Raw genomic sequence first — 19,773 nt, 5'->3', positions numbered from 1 at the left:
GATAGCGTGGGAACCATGACTGAGGATGCTGCGCAGCGCGCGATCGTGGATGCTGACCCGGCAGCATCCGGCGTCGTCATCGGCGCCCCCGGCACCGGAAAGACGACCGCGCTCGTCGACCGCGTCGTGCACCTGCTCGATGCGGGCATGCGTCCGGAGGAGGTGCTGGCGCTGACGCCGAACCGGCAGGCGGCGACGGCGCTGCGTGACCGGATCGGCGTGCGCGTCGCGCAGGCGACGCCTGGGCCGCTGGCACGGTCGGTCGGATCGTTCGCATTCCAGCTGGTGCGCGGCGCCATGGTGCGCGCCGGCGAAGAGCCGCCGGCTCTGCTCACCGGCGCGGACCAGGACCGCATCATCGCCGATCTGCTCGCTGGCGACGCCGAAGACGACAATGAAGACGGTGCCGTGCGCTGGCCGGATTCGCTCGGACCGTCGGTTCGCGCGTCGAAGGGCTTCCGCTCCGAACTGCGTGCATTCCTCGCCGAGTGCACGGAACTCGGTGTGCTGCCCGGGGAGCTGCGGGATCAGGGCGACGAGCTATGGGCGGCCGCCGGTGACTTCCTCGACGACTACCACGACGTGCTGGGTCGCCTGCGTTCAGCCCATCGCGATGCGGCGGATCTGCTCAGTGAGGCCGCTGGCATCCTGCACACGGCCGACGCCGCAGATCTGGGGCCGCTCGCGGGTCTGCGGGTCGTGCTCATCGACGACGCCCAGGAGCTCACGCGCGGCGGCATCGCCCTCGTACGCGCCCTGCGTTCGCGGGGCATTGCCGTGCTGGCGTTCGGCGATCCCGACATCTCGTCCGGCGCATTCCGCGGCGCGAGCCCCGAGCTGTTCGCGCGGCTCGCCGCAGAGCTCGGCGACGTGCACGTGCTCGACGCCCCGCACCGACAGGTGCCCGCCCTCACCGCGCTCACCCGCACTGTGACGCAGGCGATCGGCGCGTCAGGGCGGGTCGATCACCGTCGAGCACCCGTTGCGGTCGACGACGCCGACGCGGCCCTCACGACCTTCATCGCCCCCTCGCCCTATGAAGAGGTCGACCGCATCGCCGGTGTTCTGCGCGACTGGCACCTCGGCGCCGGGATCCGCTGGGATCGCATGGCCGTCATCGCCCACGACACCAGGCAGGTCGCTCAGCTCGAGGCCGAACTCGCCGCACGTGACGTGCCCACCCGCGCCGCCGGGGTGCAGCGGCCCCTCGGCGACGAGTCGGTCGTGCGGGACCTGGTCAGCATCGTCGACCTCGCTCTGACACCGCTGGAGGAGCGCACCCCTCAGCAGCTCGAAGAGGCCCTGCGGTCGCCGTTCGGCGGCATGGACGCCATCGGTCTGCGGCGTCTGCGGGCCCGACTGCGCCACCTCGAACTCGAACACGGCGGTCAGGCGCCAGCGCGCGAACTGCTGCGGCAGGCGATGGCCGCCCCGACCCATCTGACCCTCATCGACGCCGGCGAGGCGCGTGCCGCTGCCCGGTTCTCCGAGACGCTCGCCGAGATGACGGCCGCTGCCGAGGCCGGCGAGACCATCCACGATCTGCTGTGGCGGGCGTGGGATGCGGCCAGGGGAGTGGACGGGCGAAAGCTGCAGATCTCGTGGCGCGAGAACGCCATGCAGTCCACCGGCGGCGAGACCGCCAGGGCGCTCGACGCGCTGGTCGCCCTGTTCGATGCGGCCAAGCGATTCGTCGAACGCACCCCACAGGAGAAGCCCGAGACGTTCGTGCGCGACATCCTCGGCAGCGAGGTGCCGGAGGACACGCTCTCCGCCCCCGAGCGTCCTGGACGCGTCACGCTGCTGACACCGGCGACCGCACTCGGTGCCGAGTTCGACGCCGTCGTCATCGCCGGCGTACAGGACGGCGTCTGGCCGAATGTGCGTCTTCGCGGCGGAATGCTGCAGACCTGGCGCCTCGCCGACGCCATCACCGCCGCACGCACGGGAACCGACGCCATCGTCCCCGGTGTGCTCGACCGCCGCCGCAGCGCGCTGCACGACGAGCTGCGACTGTTCGTCCGCGCGGTCTCGCGGGCGCGCTCGCGCCTGCTGATCACCGCAGTCGACGACGACGACTCCACTCCGAGCCCCTTCTTCGGGTTCCTCCCGCAGCCCGAACCACCCGAGCGGCATCCGTCTGCCGAGCATCCGCTGACCCTGCGCGGCCTGGTCGCACGGCATCGCCGCGCGCTGACCACCTCGACTTCGCCGGCCGCCCGCCAAGAAGCCGCCGGCCAGCTGGCCGTACTGGCACAGGAAGGCGTGCCGGGGGCAGCGACCGGCGAGTGGTACGGCGTCACGCCGCCGTCGACGGTGGCGCCGCTGCGCGACCTCGATGTCGAGGCGGCACGCGTATCGCCCTCGCGCATGGAGGCCTTCGAGGAGTGCGGTCTCAACTGGGTCGTCTCCGCCCTCGGCGGTGACACCGTGCTGCCGCCCTCGGCCGGCATCGGAACCATCGTGCACGCCGCCATGGAGACCGCCCCCGACGGCGACCTCGAGCGCATGCGCGAGGTGGTCGCCCAGCGCTGGCCCGAACTCGACTTCGACACCGAGTGGATCGGACGCAAGGAGCGGCGGAGGGCCGAGCAGTACGTCGACCGCGTGCATTCGTACCTGGGTCAGGTGGCGGCCGACGGCGGCAGGGTGCTCGCCAGCGAGGTGGAGTTCCGGCTGACCGTCGACGTCCCCGCCGATGAGGATGCCATGCCCACCGTGCACGCCGTCGCTGAGAGCGAGGCAGGCGAGGACGCCACACGCCAGGCGATCATCCACGGCTACATCGACCGCGTCGAGGCCTACCCGGCCGGTGGCGGAGAACACCCCGATGCGCGTGGCCGCGGATGGCAGGCGATGACGCGCGACAAGGAGAACGTGGTCGTGGTCGATCTGAAGACCGGCAAGTACGAACCCGAGAGCGATGAGAAAGTGCTCGCACACGCGCAGCTGTCGGCATATCAACTCGCCGTGCAACAGGGGCTGGTCGACGGTGCCGAACCTGCCGCGCTCGCGGGTGCCCGCCTGGTGCTCGTGGCCAAGACGCTCTCGAAGAGCGACTACCGCGTCGCGCACCAGCACACACTCGACGGCGAGGCGCGCGATGAGTTCCTGAAGCGCGTCGCCGAAGCCGCGCGCGGCATGTCGGCCAGCAGCTTCACGGCACAGGTGGAGGCGCATTGCGCCGACACGCAATGGCGGGTGCAGCCCTGTCTCATCCACACAGTGCCGGCGGTGAGCGCGTGAGCGCCTGGCAGGGGTCACTGGGCATCTCGGCGACGGACGTGTCCAGCGCACTCGGACTGCCGACCCCGACGCCGGCGCAGCAGCAGGTGATCGAGGCGCCCCCAACCCCGGCACTCGTGGTCGCCGGCGCTGGCAGCGGCAAGACCGAGACGATGTCGGGCCGCGTCGTGTGGCTCGTCGCCAACGGGCATGTGCGACGCGATGAGATCCTCGGCCTCACCTTCACCCGAAAGGCGGCCGGAGAGCTGTCGGAGCGCATCGGCGCCCGGCTGGCGATGATCGATGAGTACGGCCGCCGCGGGCTGCTGCCGCATCTGCCGGAGATCGTCGCGTCGGGCGCACTGCAACGAGTGGATGCTGCCGCCCCAGGCCGCCAGCGTGACCTGGTGCGATCGCACGTGCTCGACGAGCTCGCCGCCGCCCACGCCACCGGGTGGGACGCCACGCTGCCGCGCGCGGCGGAAGACCTGATGATCCGTCCGCGGGTGTCGACGTACAACGCGTTCGCCGACGGAATCGTGCGCGAGCACGCCGCGCGCATCGGCCGAGACCCGGACGTCGCGATGCTGAGCCAGGCCGCGTCGTGGATCCTCGCCCGCGATGTGGTGCTGCGCGCCGACCTGCCAGGGCTCGAGCTGATCGATCGCGCTCTGCCCGGCATCGTGGATGCTGTGCAGAAGCTCGCCGGCGATGTGCTCGACCATCGTGTCGACCTCGACCGTGCCGTGCGGATCGCCGTAGACCAGGCCTCCGCCTTCCAGCCCTATCTCGGCACCGACCCCGTCGACAAGGCGTCGGCGAACCTGCTCGCCCTGCCCGTGCTCGCAGACCTGGTGCGCGACTACATCTCGGAGAAGACCCGCCGCGGCGTGCTCGACTTCGCAGACCAGGTGTCGGGCGCGTACGACATCATCGAGTCGTCACCGGATGTGCGGGGCGAGCTGCGCGAGCAGCACCGCGTCGTGCTGCTCGACGAGTATCAGGACACCTCCGTAATACAGACGCGATTCCTCGCCGAGCTGTTCCGCGATTCGGCGGTGATGGCGGTGGGTGACCCGCACCAGTCCATCTACGGATGGCGCGGTGCCAGCGCCGACAACCTGTACGCCTTCTCCGGCTCGTTCGCCATCGAGCAGCCTGCGCAGACGTACAGCCTGATGACGAGCTGGCGCAACGACGCACACATCCTGGATGTTGCCAACGAGGTGCTGAAGCCGCTGCAGCGTGAAGGGCTCGACGTGCCGCCGCTCGAGACGCGGCCCGGTGCGGGCGAAGGCTCGGTCGAGGTGCGATTCGCGTTCACCGTGGACGAGGAGGCGACGCAGGTCGCCGAGTGGTTCGCCGCCCGTCGCACCGCGCACCACACCGCGAAACAGGGCACCTCTCCGCACACCGGGGCGATCCTGTTCCGCTCCAAGCGGCACATGCAGACCTTCGCCGGGGCGCTCGCCGCGGCAGGCATCCCGCATCGCATCCTCGGACTCGGCGGCCTGCTCGCAACGCCGGAAGTGGTCGACGTCGTCTCCACTCTGCGTGTCATCCACGACCCCAATGCGGGCTCTGCGCTCATCCGTCTGCTCACCGGACCGCGCTTCGCGGTGGGTGTGGCCGACATGGCGGCGCTGTACGACCTGGCAGCCGAGATCTCCCGCCGCGACAGCGCACTGATGCCGCTGTCGGACGAGGTGCGGGCGCTGGTGCGGTCCTCCAGCGGTGCCGACGAATCGGTGTCGATCGTCGACGCGGTGGACGTGGTGCGCGGTATGCGCGACGACTACCGCCTGATCGAGGGCATCACACCAGAAGGGCGAGCGCGCATCCGCGCCGCGGGGGAGATGCTCGAGCGCCTGCGCCGGGCGATCACCCAGCCGCTGCCCGAGCTGATCCGGCTCATCGAGTTTGAGCTGCGCCTCGACATCGAGCTCGCCGTCAACGAGACCCGCGGCCCCGCACGCATCGCCACAACGCAGCTGCGATCGTTCGCCGACGAGGTGCGCGCGTTCCTCGCCGCCGACGAGCGCGGCACGATCAGCAGTCTGCTCGCCTGGCTGGAGAAGGCCGAGAGCACCGATGAGCTCATGCCGCGCCCCGAGCCTCCCGAGCCCGGTGTCGTGCAACTGCTGACCATCCACGGCTCCAAGGGCCTGGAATGGGATGCGGTGGCCGTGGTGCGCCTGGTGGACGACGAACTGCCCTCGCGGGCCACCGACACCGCGGGCTGGTTCGGGTTCGGCGCCGTTCCGTTCCCGCTGCGCGGAGACGCCGACGCGCTGCCGACGTTCGAGTGGGACCCGCAGGAGGCGATGGATGCTGCCGGCCTGGATCCGGTCAAGCGTCAGCGCGAAGGGCAGCGGTCGCTGTCGGGCGGCATCACGAAGACGTATCCAGGCGGCGCGCTGACGCGATTCAAGAAGGCGTACTCCGACTACCAGAAGCAGGAGGAGCGCCGACTCGCGTACGTCGCCGTCACCCGTGCCCGCAGCGATCTGCTGCTCACCGGGGCGCACTGGGCAGGACAGAAGAAGCCGCGCACGCCCAGCCCGTACCTGTTCGAGGCGATCGACGTGCTCGGACTCGACGCGATCGCGCCCGTGGACCCGGAGGAGAATCCGTACGACGGCCCCGGCATGACGACCACCTGGCCACTTGACCCGCTCGGCGCCAGGCGCCCGCTGATCGAGCGCGCCGCTGACGACGTGCGCCGCGCGCAGGAGACGCAGCCGCAGCCGACGGTCGAACTGCAGCGGCTGCTCGCCGAGCGCGCTGCGCGCCAGCGCGGCACTGACGCCGAGGCGCCGACCCGCGTGCCCGCCTCGCGCTTCAAGGACTACGTCACCGACTACGCCGGAACGCTGGGGCAGATCGTCCGGCCCATGCCGGAGCGCCCCTACCGCCAGACCCGGCTTGGCACCCTGTTCCACGCCTGGGTCGAGAACCGGTCCGGCCTCGTCGGCGGTGGCACGGGGATCGATGACGGCCTGTGGGAGATCGACGACGATGCACCGGAGGGGCCGGGAGTCTCCGATGCGGACGCCGCTGACCTGGATCGCCTTCGGGCGACGTTCGAGGCCAGCGAGTGGGCGCCGCTGAAGCCCATCGCCGTCGAGATCGAGATCGACTTCGCCTTCCACGGTGACGCGGCGAGCGCGCAGGGGCACATCGTCATCTGCAAGCTCGACGCGGTCTACCGCCGCGAGGACCGCGACGGCCGCATCGAGATCGTCGACTGGAAGACGGGCCGCGCACCGCGCACGGCTGCTGAGCGCGAGGATCGGATGCTGCAGCTCGCGCTCTACCGCCTCGCCTACCACCGGCGATTCGGGGTGCCTCTGGAGGAGATCGACGTCGCGCTGTACTACGTGGCGGACGATCTGGTCATCCGCGGCGACCGCGTCTACTCTGAGTCGGAGCTGGTCCAGCGCTGGAGTGCCGCCCGCGCGGCGCGCTGAGCCTCTTCGGCCGAATCCAGGTCGCTCGGGCGCTCCTGGTCGTCGTCGACAGCATCCGATTCCGCCTCCGCGATCGGCGTCGCAGCGTCGTGCCCCGAGCCGCGCACGCCGCTGATCTCGGTGAGATCCTGCGTCGGATCCTCCCAGGACGGGTTCTCGGCCACCGCATCCGCGGACGGCACGTCGTCCGCTGCCTCGGCGTCGTCGGGTGCGTCCGCGTCAGCCGGAGACTCATCCTGCTCGGCGTCCTCGGCCTCCGGCAGATCCACGTCCTGCCACATCAGATCCTCGGGACGGTACGCGTCGGTCTGCATCGACGTGTCGATCGTCGCCGCGGTCGTGTCCGGCACGCGCTCGAGCACGTCGAGGGCGGAATCCACCCCGCCGGTGTACGCGGCGATGACGCGCAGATCATCGCTGCGCAGTCCTTCGGCCAGCGACTCCAGCAGCGCGGCGGCGTCGTCGATGATGTCGGAGCGGCGCAACTCGGCGCCGTGCACCAGCCAGCGGGCGAACTCCAGCTCGGCGTGCATCCGGGCGCGCACCCGCAGCGCGTCGTCCGATGCCCGTGACGATGCGGCGGTGTACGCCTCGTGCACGTCGCCGGCAGCGTCGGGTGCACCAGAGAGCCAGCCGAGGTCCTCAGCCGGATCGCCGACCGTCAGACCACGCCAGCCGAGCATGCTGACCACCTGCGGACCATCGTCCGGGTGGTCCTCGAACAGGAAGGACTGCGCCTGCACGCCTCCCAGGGTCACCGCGGTCTCGAACTGCCACAGGTCATCGTCTGCTGTCGCGTCGCGCCAGCGCACCGTGAGCCGTGTGGGAACCTTGCCGGTGGCTGCGGCCCGATCGACGATCTGCTGAACCTCGGCGCGCACTTCGGCGGCGTCGCGGACCGGAAGGCCTGCGGCCCGCACGACCGAGGTCGGCAGCGCATGCACGGCTGCGATCGTCTCGCCGATCGAGACGGCGGCTCCGCGTCCTGCCGGGATGAGTGTCGCATCGATCTGGAAGCCGGGCATCAGATCGGTGACCAGGGCTCGAGCCTCACCCACGCGGGTCTCCCCGACATGCGTCGGGGCGCGGAACGGCAGCATCTCGCGGGCTCCTGCGGTCAGAGCCCGCAGCGCCAGCGACTCCTCGGCGAGCTCGAGGGCGGCGGCATCGTCTTCGGCGACGCGGATCACCAGCTCGCGCCCGTCGGCCAGGGTCGCCACAGCCGAGTCGAACCGTCCGTCGCCGTCTGAAGTCAGAGTGCGGGCGCCGACGACCTCCGCCCCGGGCAATGCAGCAGTAACCGCCGCCACTAGAGTGAAAGGAGAGCGTGCCATGTTCTCAAGGGTAGGTCTGCACCCTTGTCGGTGCGCCCGCGCCACGCCCTTGCCGCGGTTTATGCACCCAGGCATCATGCGCACGAGCAGGAGTGAAACGTACGAGATCAGGGGGATCGCATGATCGCATCACAGGGCGCCCTCGACAGGGCTGCGGAGCTTCGCCCCGAGTCCGGAGTCATCGAGCGACTGATCGCCGAACCTGACACCCGCGTGGTCGTCGTCCGTGACGGGCGCCTGCGCGTGACAGCCGACACCGCCGACGATGTGAGCGTGCTGCGGGTCGACTCCGGGAGCGTCGGTGAGGCCGAATGGGCACTGCTCGGGCGCGATTCCGACGGTGCGGCGCTGCTGCTGGCATCCGTCTCCGCCCACGCCGACAGCATCGACGCGGCACCCGATGAGACCTGGCTGGGACTTCGGGATGCCGGCGGCCGGCTTTCTGCCCTCGAATCCGAAATCTTCGTCAGCGCCATCGCGCTGGCGGGCTGGCTGGTCGAGGCGCGGCACTGCCCGTCGTGCGGCACCGCGCTCGAACTCACCCAGGCGGGCTGGGCGCGGCACTGCCCCGGATGCGGGCGCGAGCACTTCCCGCGCACCGACCCCGCCGTGATCGTCGCGGTGGAGAGCCCGGACGGCGAGAAGCTGCTGCTCGGTGCCAACGCCAATTGGCGCGGACGGATGTACTCGTGCTTCGCGGGCTTCGTCGAGGCAGGAGAGTCGCTGGAGTCTGCGGTGCACCGCGAGATCGAGGAGGAGGCCGGCGTGCGGCTGGCCGATGTGCGCTATCTGGGGTCGCAGCCGTGGCCGTACCCGCGATCGCTGATGATCGGATTCCGCGCCGTCGCCGACGATGAGCGCGCTGTGCCAGACGGTGAGGAGATCATCGACGTGCGCTGGCTGACCAGGGACGAGATCGGCAGTGCGCTCGCCGGTGACGGCCCAGTGGGACTGCCAGGTGAAGCATCGATCGCACGAAGGCTCATCGTCGACTGGCACGCCGATCGGGGAAGCCGAGCACTGTGAGCGCCCTGGACTCCCTCGATGACCGACAGCGAGAGGCGGCGTCGGTGCTCCGAGGACCCGTCGCCGTGCTCGCCGGCGCCGGCACCGGCAAGACTCGTGTCATCACTCACCGCATCGCGCACGGTGTCGACACCGGAGCGTACTCGCCGTCCCGCGTGATGGCAGTCACCTTCACAGCGAAGGCGGCGGGGGAGCTGCGTGGCCGGCTGCGCGACCTCGGCGTCGGCGGTGTCGCTGCGCGCACCTTCCACGCGGCAGCGCTCAAGCAGCTGAACTTCTTCTGGCCGACCCTCACCGGCGACGTCGCCCCCAAGATCATCGACAACAAGGTGCGGATGCTGGGTCAGGCGGCCGACGCGATGCGGCTGCGGCCCAGCACCGCGACCCTGCGCGACATCGCTTCCGAGATCGAATGGCGCAAGGTCTCGATGCTCTCGATCGAGCAGTACGCCGCGCAGAATCGACCGATCTCGGGCATCCGACCTGAGCAGCTCCTGGAACTTCAAGCCGCCTACGAGGCACTCAAGGACGATCGCCGGCAACTCGACTTCGAGGACGTGCTGCTGGCCTGCGCAGGCATGCTCGAAGCGGAGAGCCGCGTCGCTGCCGCTGTGCACGAGCAGTATCGGCACTTCACGGTCGACGAGTTCCAGGACGTCTCGCCGCTGCAGAACCGGCTGCTCGAGCTGTGGCTCGGCGACCGCCGTGACATCTGCGTGGTCGGCGATGCGAGCCAGACGGTCTACTCCTTCGCCGGCGCGCAGCAGCGCTATCTGCTCGAGTTCGAGAAGCGCTACACGGACGCCAAGATCGTGCGTCTGGAGACCAACTACCGCTCGCAGGCGCCGATCCTCGAAGCCGCCAACGCGCTGATGCGCGGGCGTCCAGGGGCACTCGCCCTCGTACCCGCCGGTGGGGGCATCGGCAGTGAGACGCCCACCCTGAGCGCCTATGACAGTGAGCGCGAGGAGGCCGACGGCATCGCCGCCGCGATCGTGAAGCGCATCGCATCTGGGGCATCGCCGGCTGACATCGCGGTGCTCTACCGTGCGCATGCGCAGTCGGCAGTGCTGCAGCAGGCGCTCGCCGCGCGCGGCATCGCCACGAGCGTGCTCGGCGGCACGCGCTTCTTCGACATGCCGGAGGTGCGCCAGGCGGTGCTGGGGCTCCGGGGTGCGGCTGTGGCGCCGTCGGATGCTGGATTCCTGCCGACCGTGCGGGATGTGCTGCGTGGGCTGGGGCTCACCGAGGAGCCACCAGAGGCCGGGGGAGCGCAGCGCGATGGATGGGAAGCGCGCCGAGCGATCCTGCGGCTGGCGGAGGAGGCCCCGGTCGGCACGACGCTGCGTGTCTTCGCCGATGATCTGATGGCCCGAGCTCAGGATCAGCATGAGCCGGTGCTGCACACGGTCACGCTGTCGACACTGCACGCGGCGAAGGGGCTGGAATGGCCGCACGTGTTCCTGTCCGGCTGGGCCGAGGGGGCGCTGCCGATCTCGTACGCGTCGTCGTTCGAGCAGGTCGACGAGGAACGCCGGCTCGCCTATGTCGGCATCACGCGGGCCGCGCGAACGCTGGCGGTGTCGTGGTCCCGCTCGGCAGGGCGAGGGGAGCGGGTGCCGTCTCGGTTCCTGGCTGAGATCGGGACGACATCTCGAGGCACAGGCATTCTTCGTGATGGCGGATCGAACGCCAGGCGTTCCGTCCGTCCGGACTGACCCGCACCATCAGACCGGCCGCCGGGGTGGGCGTGCGCAGAATCCGGGCCACGAGCCCCGCGGCGTGCGCGATCCTGGCCGTGCTGATCGCCACACTGCGTCCCACCAGCTGGGCGTGCAGAGTCGGCCACGCCGGGTCGCGCCTGCTTTCATGCGCGTCGCGGCAGGACAGGCACGGGGTCTGACCCGGCACCACGAGCGGGCCGACCAGTGCGGCCTGCTGCTCGAACCCCACTGGCAGATGCGGTACGTCGTCGCGCAGATACGGCGCGAGCTGCAGTGCAGCCGCCGCACCGCCGATGACGACCACCGCCACGGCCTTCGGTGTGCCGCGGGGCGCCTGTTGGATCCCCTCGTCTTCCAGCGCCAGGCGCATCCGCTCAGCGACGCGCCCGTCCGCGATGTTGAGATCGTCGATCCACACCGGCGGGGCGGCGGGGGCGTCCTGCACCAGGATGGGCCGCAGCGTCTCGAGCATCCGACGTGCCGCGGCGCGCGGCGCGCCGACGCCGTGCGCCACGACGTCGAACGAGCCGTGTCGGATGCCCCGGATCAGCTGCTGCAGCAGCGGCTCCACCCAGGGCTCGTCGACCTGCACGCGCACCGCACCCTCCAGCCCGAACTGCATGGTGCAGTCGTCACGCCAGAGCATCGGGTATCGGGGATCCAGGTGGGTGAGCGTCGACGGGGTCAGGGGACTCATGCCCCTGATTCTCGTCACGCACCGCACGCCATGGGACGCCCGAATGGGATCTGTGGAGGGATTTCGGTTTTCGGATGGCTGTGGACAGCCGTCGCAGACGACGACCCGAACGACGGAACAGGCGGGATCAGACGGGGCGGTCGCCCTCCGGGCGGTCGTCGTCCTCAGCATCCGACGCGGTGTCAGCATCAGACGTCTTGTCGGCATCCGAGGCTTCTGCGCCAGCTTCCGACGACGGGTCAGCATCTGACGCCGCGTCAGCATCTGACGCCGCGGCAGGTGCCTCGCCGCTGAAGTCGTCTCCGTCCAGCAGACGAGCGAGTGCTTCGTCGAATTCGTCGGCAACCGGGGCCTCGCCGCGCTGCACCGCCTGCATGCGGGCGATCAGCGCCGTGGGGTCGTCGATGTCGCTGGACTGCGGCATGATGTCCGGGTAATCCCACAGGGCATCCCGCGCCGCGACGCCGACCGCGTCGGTCACCGCGCGCCACATCGCTGACGCCTCACGCAGTCGCCGCGGGCGCAGCTTCAGGCCGACGAGCGCACCGAGGGCATCCTCCGCAGGGCCGCCGACCGCACGGCGACGGCGCGCCGCCTCGGCGAGACGCACGCTGTCGGGCAGACGCGCGACGGCCTGCTCGGTGACGACGTCCACCCAGCCGTCGATCGTGGCGATCAGATTCTCCAGCCTGGTCAGTGCTTCGCGCTGCGCCTCGGTCTGCGCCGGCAGCAGTGCGCCGCCCTCGATCGCGGCTCGCAGCTCTTCAGGGTTGGACGGGTCAAGGCGCGATGCCACGTCCTCGAGTGCCTCGATGTCGACCGTGACGCCGCGGGCGAAGTCGGTGATCTGCGACAGCACGTGCAGATGCAGCCACTTGGCGTGTCGGTACAGCCGGGCGTACGCGAGCTCGCGCACCGCGAGGTACAGCGCGATCTGGTCTTCCGGCACCTCGAGCCCCTCGCCGAAGGCGGCGATGTTCTGCGGGATGACGGCCGCGGTCCCTGCGGGCAGCACGGGGATGCCGACATCCCCACCCGAGACGACCTCCAGCGAGAGCCGCCCCAGCACCTGCCCGAACTGCGCGGCGAAGAGCGTGCCGCCAAGGCCACGCATCAGCTGGCCGGCGCCCTGCACCATGCCCTGCATGTCTTCGGGGACCTGAGTCTCCAGCGCACCGGTGAGCGCGTCCGCGATCGACGTCGACACCGGGGCTGCGATCTCCTTCCACACAGGAAGGGTCTTCTCCACCCATTCACCTCGGGTCATCGCCTGGGGCGGCGAGGCGAGCTCTGAGATCGTGGTGGCCTCGCTCAGCCACAGGTTGGCCAGGCCGAACGCGTCGACCAGCGACGAGCGAGAGCCGTCGGTGATGCCGAGACCATCGCGGTTGGCGATGTGCAGCGCCTGGCGTTCGGCGTTCTGCCACGGGTCGCCAGCGAACATCCCCTGCATCTGCGCCATGAAGCCCTGCATCTGCGCGGGGTCGATCTGCATGCCGCCCATGCCCGACAGCGCTTCGCGCAGCTGTTCTGGATCGATGTTCCCGCCGGACATCATGCGGCGGAGCATCTCCTCGAAGTCCGAAGGATCCTGGTCGTCATCTGGCATGGGGGTGGCCCTTTCAGCATGCTCTTGGCGTGTGCGCTCTACGCTAGTCACACGATCCTGTGCTCGGACCCTGAGGGCCCGGATCGCTGTACGCCGCTCGCGAACGCCCTTCGGAGGACCCGTGTCATCACGCCGCAGCAACGGCACCGTGCTGGGTGTGACCGCCCTGAGCGTCGCCCTGGTCGCCCTGGTCGGGCTCACCTTCATGCCGACGCAGTACGTCATCCAGCGGCCGGGACCGATCTACGACACCCTCGGCACGGCGCTCAGCGCCGACGGCGAGGAGGTGCCGCTGATCGAGGTGGATGGAGCGCGCACGTACCCCACCGGAGGCACCCTCGATCTCACGACCCTGCAGGTCGTCGGCAGCCCCGATCGCACCCCCACGTGGTTCGAACTCGCGCTGGCCTGGTTCGATCCGTCACGTGCGGTCGTTCCGCTGGACACGTTCTTCCCCAAGGGGGTCACCACAGACCAGCGCAACTCGCGCAACGCCGAGCTGATGGTCGACTCGCAGCACGAGGCGACGGCAGCCGCGCTGAACGAGCTCGGCTACGACGTGGGCGCCGAGGTCAAGGTCGTCGAGGCCATCGCGGACACCCCGGCCGACGGCGTGCTCGAGAAGGACGACACGATCCTCTCTGTGGACGGCGTCGCCGTCGACTCGGCCAGCGTGCTGCGCGACGAGATCCAGAAGCGCGAAGGCGAGGAGGTCGCCCTCGTCGTCGAACGCGACGGTGAGGAGCAGGACGTCACCCTCACCCCTGAGAAGACGACGGATGCCGCCGGCGACCCGTTCTGGCTGATCGGCGTCTCACTCACCACCGAGTACGACTTCCCGGTGGATGTGCAGCTGCAGCTCGACAACGTCGGGGGACCGAGCGCCGGCATGATGTTCGCGCTCGGGATCATCGACACGATGACTCCGGGCAAGCTCAACGGCGGGGAGAACATCGCAGGAACCGGGACGATCGAGGCATCGGGCGCGGTCGGGCCGATCGGGGGCATCCGACAGAAGCTGTACGGCGCACGTGACGGGGGAGCGACCGTGTTCCTCGCACCGGAGAGCAACTGCGACGAGGTCGTCGGGCATGTCCCCGCCGGTCTCGACGTGTACAGCACCAGCACGCTGGAGGAGTCGCTGGACATCCTCGAGGTGATCGCCGACGGCGGTGACACGTCCGAGCTGCCGACCTGCACGCGCTGAATCGCCGAGCTTCCGGTGCCGTCGCTGTCCGCGTTGAGCGTACTCGCGGCCGCCGCATAGGGGCGCCTGCCTAGGATGGAGTGGTGACCACCACCCCAGCGCCGCAGCAGGCCACACCAAGCACGTCCCGAAGAATCATTGTGATCTCGGTGGCGGTGATCGCCGCCCTGATCGCAGGCTTCTTCGTGTTCGCATCGTTGTACACCGAGTACCTCTGGTTCGATCAGCTGGACTTCGCGTCCGTGCTGACGACGCAGTGGATCGCCACGGTCACGATGTTCGTGATCGGCTTCCTCGGCATGGCCCTGCCGATCCTGCTGTGCATCCAGCTCGCCTACCGGCTGCGGCCCGTGTATGTGCGGCTGAGCTCGCAGCTGGACCGCTACCAGGAGGTCATCGAGCCACTGCGCCGACTGGCCATGTGGGGCCTGCCCGTCTTCTTCGGTGTCTTCGCCGGGTTCGCGGCTGCAGGCAATTGGAAGACCGTGGTGCTCTGGCTCAACGGTGTCACCACCGACACGCTCGACCCGCAGTTCGGCCTCGACACCGGGTTCTACCTGTTCGCCATGCCGTTCTACTCGATGCTGCTCGCGTTCGTCTCGGCGGTGCTGCTGCTGAGCCTGGTGATCACAGCACTGGTCTCGTACCTCTACGGCTCGGTGCAGATCGGCCAGCGCGAACTGCGCATCTCGAAGCCGGCGCGCATCCAGCTCGCGGTGCTCGCCGGTCTGTACCTGGCAGTGCAGGCGGTCAGCCTGTGGCTCGACCGCTACCTCACGCTCGTCCAGCAGGAGGGACGCATCACCGGTGCCGCATACACCGGCGTGAACGCCACGATCCCTGGCCTTGCGATCCTGTCGATCATCGCCGCCGTCGTCGCCGTGCTGTTCTTCGTCACCGCGATCATCGGCCGCTGGCGCTTCCCGCTGGTCGCGACGGCGCTGCTGATCGTCGCCTCGCTGGTGGTCGGCGTCGGCTACCCGTGGGTGGTCACCACCTTCCAGGTGGCTCCGAACGAGAACGCCTACCAGTCCGAGTTCTACGACCGGAACATCGCCGCGACCAAGGAGGCGTACGGCGTGGCCGACATGGAGGTCACCCCGTTCAGTGCCACCGTCGACACCGAGCCGGGCCAGCTGCGCGCAGACGCCGAGACGACGGCATCCGTCCGCATCATGGACCCGGCTGTCATCAGCCCGACCGTGCGACAGCTGCAGCAGTACCGGCAGTACTACCAGTTCGCCCCTGAGCTGGACGTCGACCGCTACGAGCTCGGCGGCAAGACGCAGGACACCGTGGTCTCGGTGCGCGACCTCGACATGACCAAGCTCGGTGGCGGTGACAGCTGGAACAACCGCGCAGCCGTCTACACGCACGGCTACGGTCTGGTCGCCCTCGCCGGAAACCAGCGCACCGATGACGGTGAGCCTGTCTTCCTCGAGAGCGGCATCCCGTCCTCCGGTCTGCTCAGCGAAGTAGCCGAGTACGAGCCGCGGATCTACTTCGGCGAATCCTCGCCCGAGTACTCGATCGTCGGCGCGCCGAAGGACACCGCCCCCGTCGAGATCGACTATCCGCGCGGCCAGGACGGCGCGAGCGACACGAAGACGACGTTCGAGGGCGACGGCGGACCCCGCATCGGCAACACGTTCCGCAAGCTGCTCTACGCGATGAAGTTCCAGTCCGAGCAGATCCTGTTCTCGAACCTCGTGAACGACGAGTCGCAGATCCTGTACGACCGCGACCCGAAGACCCGCGTCGAGAAGGTCGCGCCGTACCTGACGCTCGATCAGGACGTGTACCCGAGCGTCGTCGACGGCCGCATCGTCTGGATCGTGGACGGCTTCACCACGAGTGCGAACTACCCGTACTCGACGACGGTGAGCCTGCAGGACGCCATCGCGGATTCCCGCACCCCGGCATCCGTCGTCGCCTTCGACAACGTCAACTACATCCGCAACTCGGTCAAGGCCACCGTCGACGCCTACGACGGGTCGGTGAAGCTGTACGCCTGGGACGAGGAGGACCCGATCCTCCAGGCCTGGCAGAAGGTCTACCCGACCACCGTCGAGCCGATCAGTGAGATGTCAGGGCAGCTCATGAGCCACGTGCGCTACCCGACTGATCTGTTCAAGGTGCAGCGCGACGTGCTCGGCGTCTACCACATCGACAACGCCAACGCCTTCGCGCAGGAGGTCAACCGCTGGCAGACGCCGGACGACCCGCGTGCCAAGGACCGTCTGCAGCCGCCGTACTACCTGTCGATGAAGATGCCGGGGCAGGATGAGTCGCGCTTCTCGATGTTCTCCACCTTCATCCCGGCCGCCCAGCAGGGTGAGAGTCGCGAGGTGCTGATGGGCTACCTCGCCGTCGACTCCGATGCCGGCACGAAGGCGGGAGTGAAATCGGACGAATACGGCAAGCTGCAGCTGCTCGAGATCGACTCGTCGACGACAGTGCCAGGTCCAGGTCAAGTGCAGAACACGTTCGACTCGAACACCGACATCGCCGATCAGCTGAACGTGCTGACCCTCGGAAACTCCGAGGTGAAGTACGGCAACCTGCTGACGCTGCCTGTCGGCGGCGGCCTGCTGTACGTGCAGCCGGTGTTCGTGCAGTCGTCCGAGGGCACCAAGCTGCCGAACCTGCGGAAGGTGCTGGTCGCGTTCGGTGACCGCGTCGCGTTCGAAGACACCCTCACTGAGGCGCTGGATGCCCTGTTCGGCGGCGACGCCGGAGCGGAGGGCGGCGATGAGGAAGTCACGCCGACGGATCCCGAGACGCCGACGGATCCGGATACCCCGACCGAGCCGGACGAGGGTGGCACGCCCACCCCGCCGTCGGATGCGATGGCAGCCGCGCTGTCGGATGCGAAGGACGCACTCGCCGCGCGTGAGACGGCCCTCAAGTCCGGTGACCTGGAGGCCTTCGCCGCTGCGGACAAGAAGCTCACCACCGCGATCGAGCAGCTGCTCGCGCTGGAGGAAGAGGCCGGTAAGTAGCTTCCGATTCAATCTGATCGGAAGAGGGCGTCCCCGAGGGGGCGCCCTCTTCCGCGTCTCACGCACCCGCACGACACGCCCGGTGCGCTCCGTGCAGGGTCGTCGATTCGCCGTGCTCCGAGAGCCGTGTTAGGCTTCTAAACGTGCCGCGGGGTGGAGCAGTTCGGTAGCTCGCCGGGCTCATAACCCGGAGGTCGCAGGTTCAAATCCTGTCCCCGCAACCAGATGAGGAAGGCCCGGTCTCGAAAGAGACCGGGCCTTCCGCCTTTCCCGTGCACGGACACCTGCGCGGGCCGCGTGCCAGGATGGGCAGATGCCAGCATCGACTCCGCTCGTCGCCGTCTGCCAGTTCGCGCCCGGAGCAGACGCGGCGCAGAACCGCGCGCAGGTCGTCGACCTGGTCGCGCGGGCCGCCGCTCGCGGCGCGCGCGTCGTGGTGCTGCCGGAGTACTCGAATTACTTCGCGAACCCGTTCGATGAGTCCCTCGCTGTGAACGCCGAATCGCTCGATGGCCCGTTCGTCGCGTCGCTGAGCGCGACAGCCGCAGAGCACCACGTGATCGTCGTCGCCGGGATGCTCGAAACGGCAGACGCGGGTCGCGTGCACAACGCTGTCGTCGCCGTGTCGGATGCCGGCACTCTCGCGGTCTACCGCAAGCAGCACCTGTACGACGCGTTCGGGCAGCGCGAGTCCGACTGGATCGCGCCCGGCGAGGTGGGCGCAGCCGCGATCTTCGACGTCGACGGCATCCGATTCGGGCTGATGACCTGCTATGACCTGCGCTTTCCCGAGGTGGCGCGCACCCTGGCCGATGCCGGTGTGGATGCCATGATCGTTCCGGCTGAATGGGTGCGCGGTCCGCTGAAGGAGCATCACTGGACCACGCTGCTGGCTGCCCGCGCGATCGAGAACACCGCCTACGTGATCGCCGCTGACCACCCCGCGCCGATCGGGGTCGGGCTGTCGCAGGTGATCGACCCGCAGGGGGTGGTGGTCGCCGGCGTGAGCGCAGGGGAGGGCATCGCCCTGGCATCCATCGACGGTGAGCTCATCACCCGCACCCGCGAGACGAATCCGGTGCTGGCGCTGCGCCGCTACCGCGTCGTGCCCGATCACTGACGCGCCCAGGCGTGCCACCGGCCACCTACGCAACACGCCGAGAGCGTCAGTAGTCCGTCACGCGAGTCACACCGGCCGCAGGGCGGCAAGCCGCGCCGCTGCCTGCTCGAGCACCTCGATGCGCTTGCAGGCGGCGAAGCGCACCAGCTCGGCGTAGTCGCCCTGGTGCTGCGGAGAGACGAACGCGGTCAGCGGGATGGCGACGACCCCGGCCCGCTCGGGCAGCGTTCGGCAGAATGCCGCTGCATCCGCTCCGCCGAGCGCCGTGGCGTCGGCGACCGTGAAGTAGCCGCCCTGCGGAGCATGCACTTCGAATCCGGCTGAGACGAGTGCGTCACCCAGCAGTGCGTGCTTGGCGCGCAGCGCAGCACGGGCATCCGAGAAGTACGTGTCGGGCAAACGCAGCCCGACGGCGACTGCGGGCTGGAACGGGGAGCCGTTCACATAGGTGAGGTACTGCTTCACAGTGAGCACAGCGGTGATCAGCGCTGCCGGGCCATGCACCCAGCCGATCTTCCAGCCAGTGACCGAGAAGGTCTTGCCCGCCGACGAGACGGTCAGCGTGCGCTCCGCGGCGCCGGGCAGGGTGGCGATCGGCACGTGCGGGCCGTCGAACGACAGGTGCTCGTACACCTCGTCGGTGACGATGATCGCTCCGTGCTTGTTCGCCAGTCGCACCACCTCTGCCTGCACCTGCGGCGAGAACACCGCGCCGGTCGGATTGTGCGGGTCGTTCACCAGGATCACCCGCGTGCGATCGGTCACCGCGGCGGAGAGCTCGTCGAGATCGGGTTGGAAATCGGGCCGGTGCAGTGGAACAGTGCGCAGCCGCCCGCCGGCCAGTGCCACCGCCGCGGCATAGGAGTCGTAGTACGGCTCGAAGACGACCACCTCGTCGTCCGGCCCGTCGATCAGAGCCAGCAGGGTCGCCGTGAGAGCCTCCGTCGCACCGGCCGTGACGAGCACCTCGGTGTCGGGGTCGGCGGTCAGCCCGTAGAAGCGCTGCTGATGCTCGCTGATCGCGGCACGCAGATCAGGGATACCACGGCCGGGCGGATACTGGTTCGCGCCCTGCGCGATCGCGGCCCTTGCGGCGTCGAGCACCTCGTGCGGGCCGTCCTCATCGGGGAAGCCCTGACCGAGATTGATCGCCCCGGTTCGCACCGCCGCGGCGGACATCTCTGCGAAAATAGTGGGTGCGACGTCGCCCTGCGGCGACAGCAGACCTGCTCCTGCGGCGGTCCGGCGCCAGGCGCCCGGAATGACACTCATGCAGAACAGGCTAAGACCATAGGGGAATTCCATCCTCACCATAGGAATCGCACAGCCTCGCTTGCCACTCTGATAGGGCGTTGAGAA

General features: G+C 69.3%; 10 protein-coding genes and 1 tRNA gene. 8 read left to right on the top strand and 3 right to left on the bottom strand.

The annotated features are described in order from the left end of the window. Positions 1–15: 15 nt before the first annotated feature. The gene (locus MNR00_RS11325) at positions 16–3,246 is read left to right on the top strand and encodes an ATP-dependent DNA helicase (protein WP_241926026.1); all 3,231 of its coding nucleotides are present in this window, start codon (positions 16–18) and stop codon (positions 3,244–3,246) included. Further along, complete coding sequence (locus tag MNR00_RS11320) at positions 3,243–6,695, top strand: ATP-dependent DNA helicase (RefSeq protein ID WP_241926025.1); 3,453 nt, start codon at positions 3,243–3,245, stop codon at positions 6,693–6,695. The genes MNR00_RS11325 and MNR00_RS11320 overlap by 4 nt, the downstream gene beginning before the upstream one ends. Here MNR00_RS11320 and MNR00_RS11315 read toward each other — a convergent pair. Then, a complete protein-coding gene (locus MNR00_RS11315) occupies positions 6,641–7,984 on the bottom strand; it encodes a hypothetical protein (RefSeq protein WP_241926024.1) in 1,344 nt (447 codons plus the stop codon). The two genes, MNR00_RS11320 and MNR00_RS11315, sit on opposite strands and share 55 nt — an antisense overlap. Positions 7,985–8,149: 165 nt before the next feature. Between MNR00_RS11315 and nudC the strand changes: the two genes are divergently transcribed. Beyond that, a complete protein-coding gene (gene nudC, locus MNR00_RS11310) occupies positions 8,150–9,055 on the top strand; it encodes an NAD(+) diphosphatase (RefSeq protein ID WP_241926023.1) in 906 nt (301 codons plus the stop codon). Then, on the top strand, positions 9,052–10,773 hold the full coding sequence (locus MNR00_RS11305) for an ATP-dependent helicase (RefSeq protein ID WP_241926022.1): 1,722 nt from the start codon (positions 9,052–9,054) through the stop codon (positions 10,771–10,773). Before nudC ends, MNR00_RS11305 begins: the two co-directional genes overlap by 4 nt. Positions 10,774–11,603: 830 nt before the next feature. On the opposite strand, the gene MNR00_RS11300 is transcribed toward MNR00_RS11305, so the two are convergent. Next, positions 11,604–13,085: a zinc-dependent metalloprotease gene (locus MNR00_RS11300; RefSeq protein ID WP_241926021.1), complete on the bottom strand. Its 1,482-nt coding sequence runs from the start codon at positions 13,083–13,085 to the stop codon at positions 11,604–11,606. A 121-nt stretch (positions 13,086–13,206) separates the two neighbouring features. Here MNR00_RS11300 and MNR00_RS11295 point away from each other — a divergent pair, with 121 nt between their 5' ends. The 4 genes from MNR00_RS11295 to MNR00_RS11280 all read left to right on the top strand — a co-directional run bounded on the left by MNR00_RS11295 (position 13,207) and on the right by MNR00_RS11280 (position 18,414). After that, positions 13,207–14,292, top strand: coding sequence for a S16 family serine protease (locus MNR00_RS11295; protein WP_241926020.1), 1,086 nt, complete (start codon positions 13,207–13,209; stop codon positions 14,290–14,292). A gap of 83 nt (positions 14,293–14,375) precedes the next feature. Next, on the top strand, positions 14,376–17,294 hold the full coding sequence (locus MNR00_RS11290) for a UPF0182 family protein (RefSeq protein WP_241926019.1): 2,919 nt from the start codon (positions 14,376–14,378) through the stop codon (positions 17,292–17,294). 147 nt (positions 17,295–17,441) lie between these two features. Then, positions 17,442–17,518 (top strand) — tRNA-Met (locus tag MNR00_RS11285). A gap of 89 nt (positions 17,519–17,607) precedes the next feature. After that, on the top strand, positions 17,608–18,414 hold the full coding sequence (locus tag MNR00_RS11280; protein WP_241926018.1) for a carbon-nitrogen hydrolase family protein: 807 nt from the start codon (positions 17,608–17,610) through the stop codon (positions 18,412–18,414). Positions 18,415–18,480: 66 nt separating this feature from the next. Here MNR00_RS11280 and MNR00_RS11275 read toward each other — a convergent pair whose 3' ends face one another. Further along, entirely contained in the window at positions 18,481–19,686 is a 1,206-nt protein-coding gene (locus tag MNR00_RS11275) for an aminotransferase class I/II-fold pyridoxal phosphate-dependent enzyme (protein ID WP_241926017.1), read from the bottom strand. Positions 19,687–19,773 lie beyond the last annotated feature (87 nt).

Source organism: Microbacterium sp. H1-D42, assembly GCF_022637555.1.
Taxonomy (GTDB): Bacteria; Actinomycetota; Actinomycetes; order Actinomycetales; family Microbacteriaceae; genus Microbacterium.
Note: the sequence above shows the minus strand (reverse complement) of the source record. Positions and strands in the feature narration are given on the sequence as shown.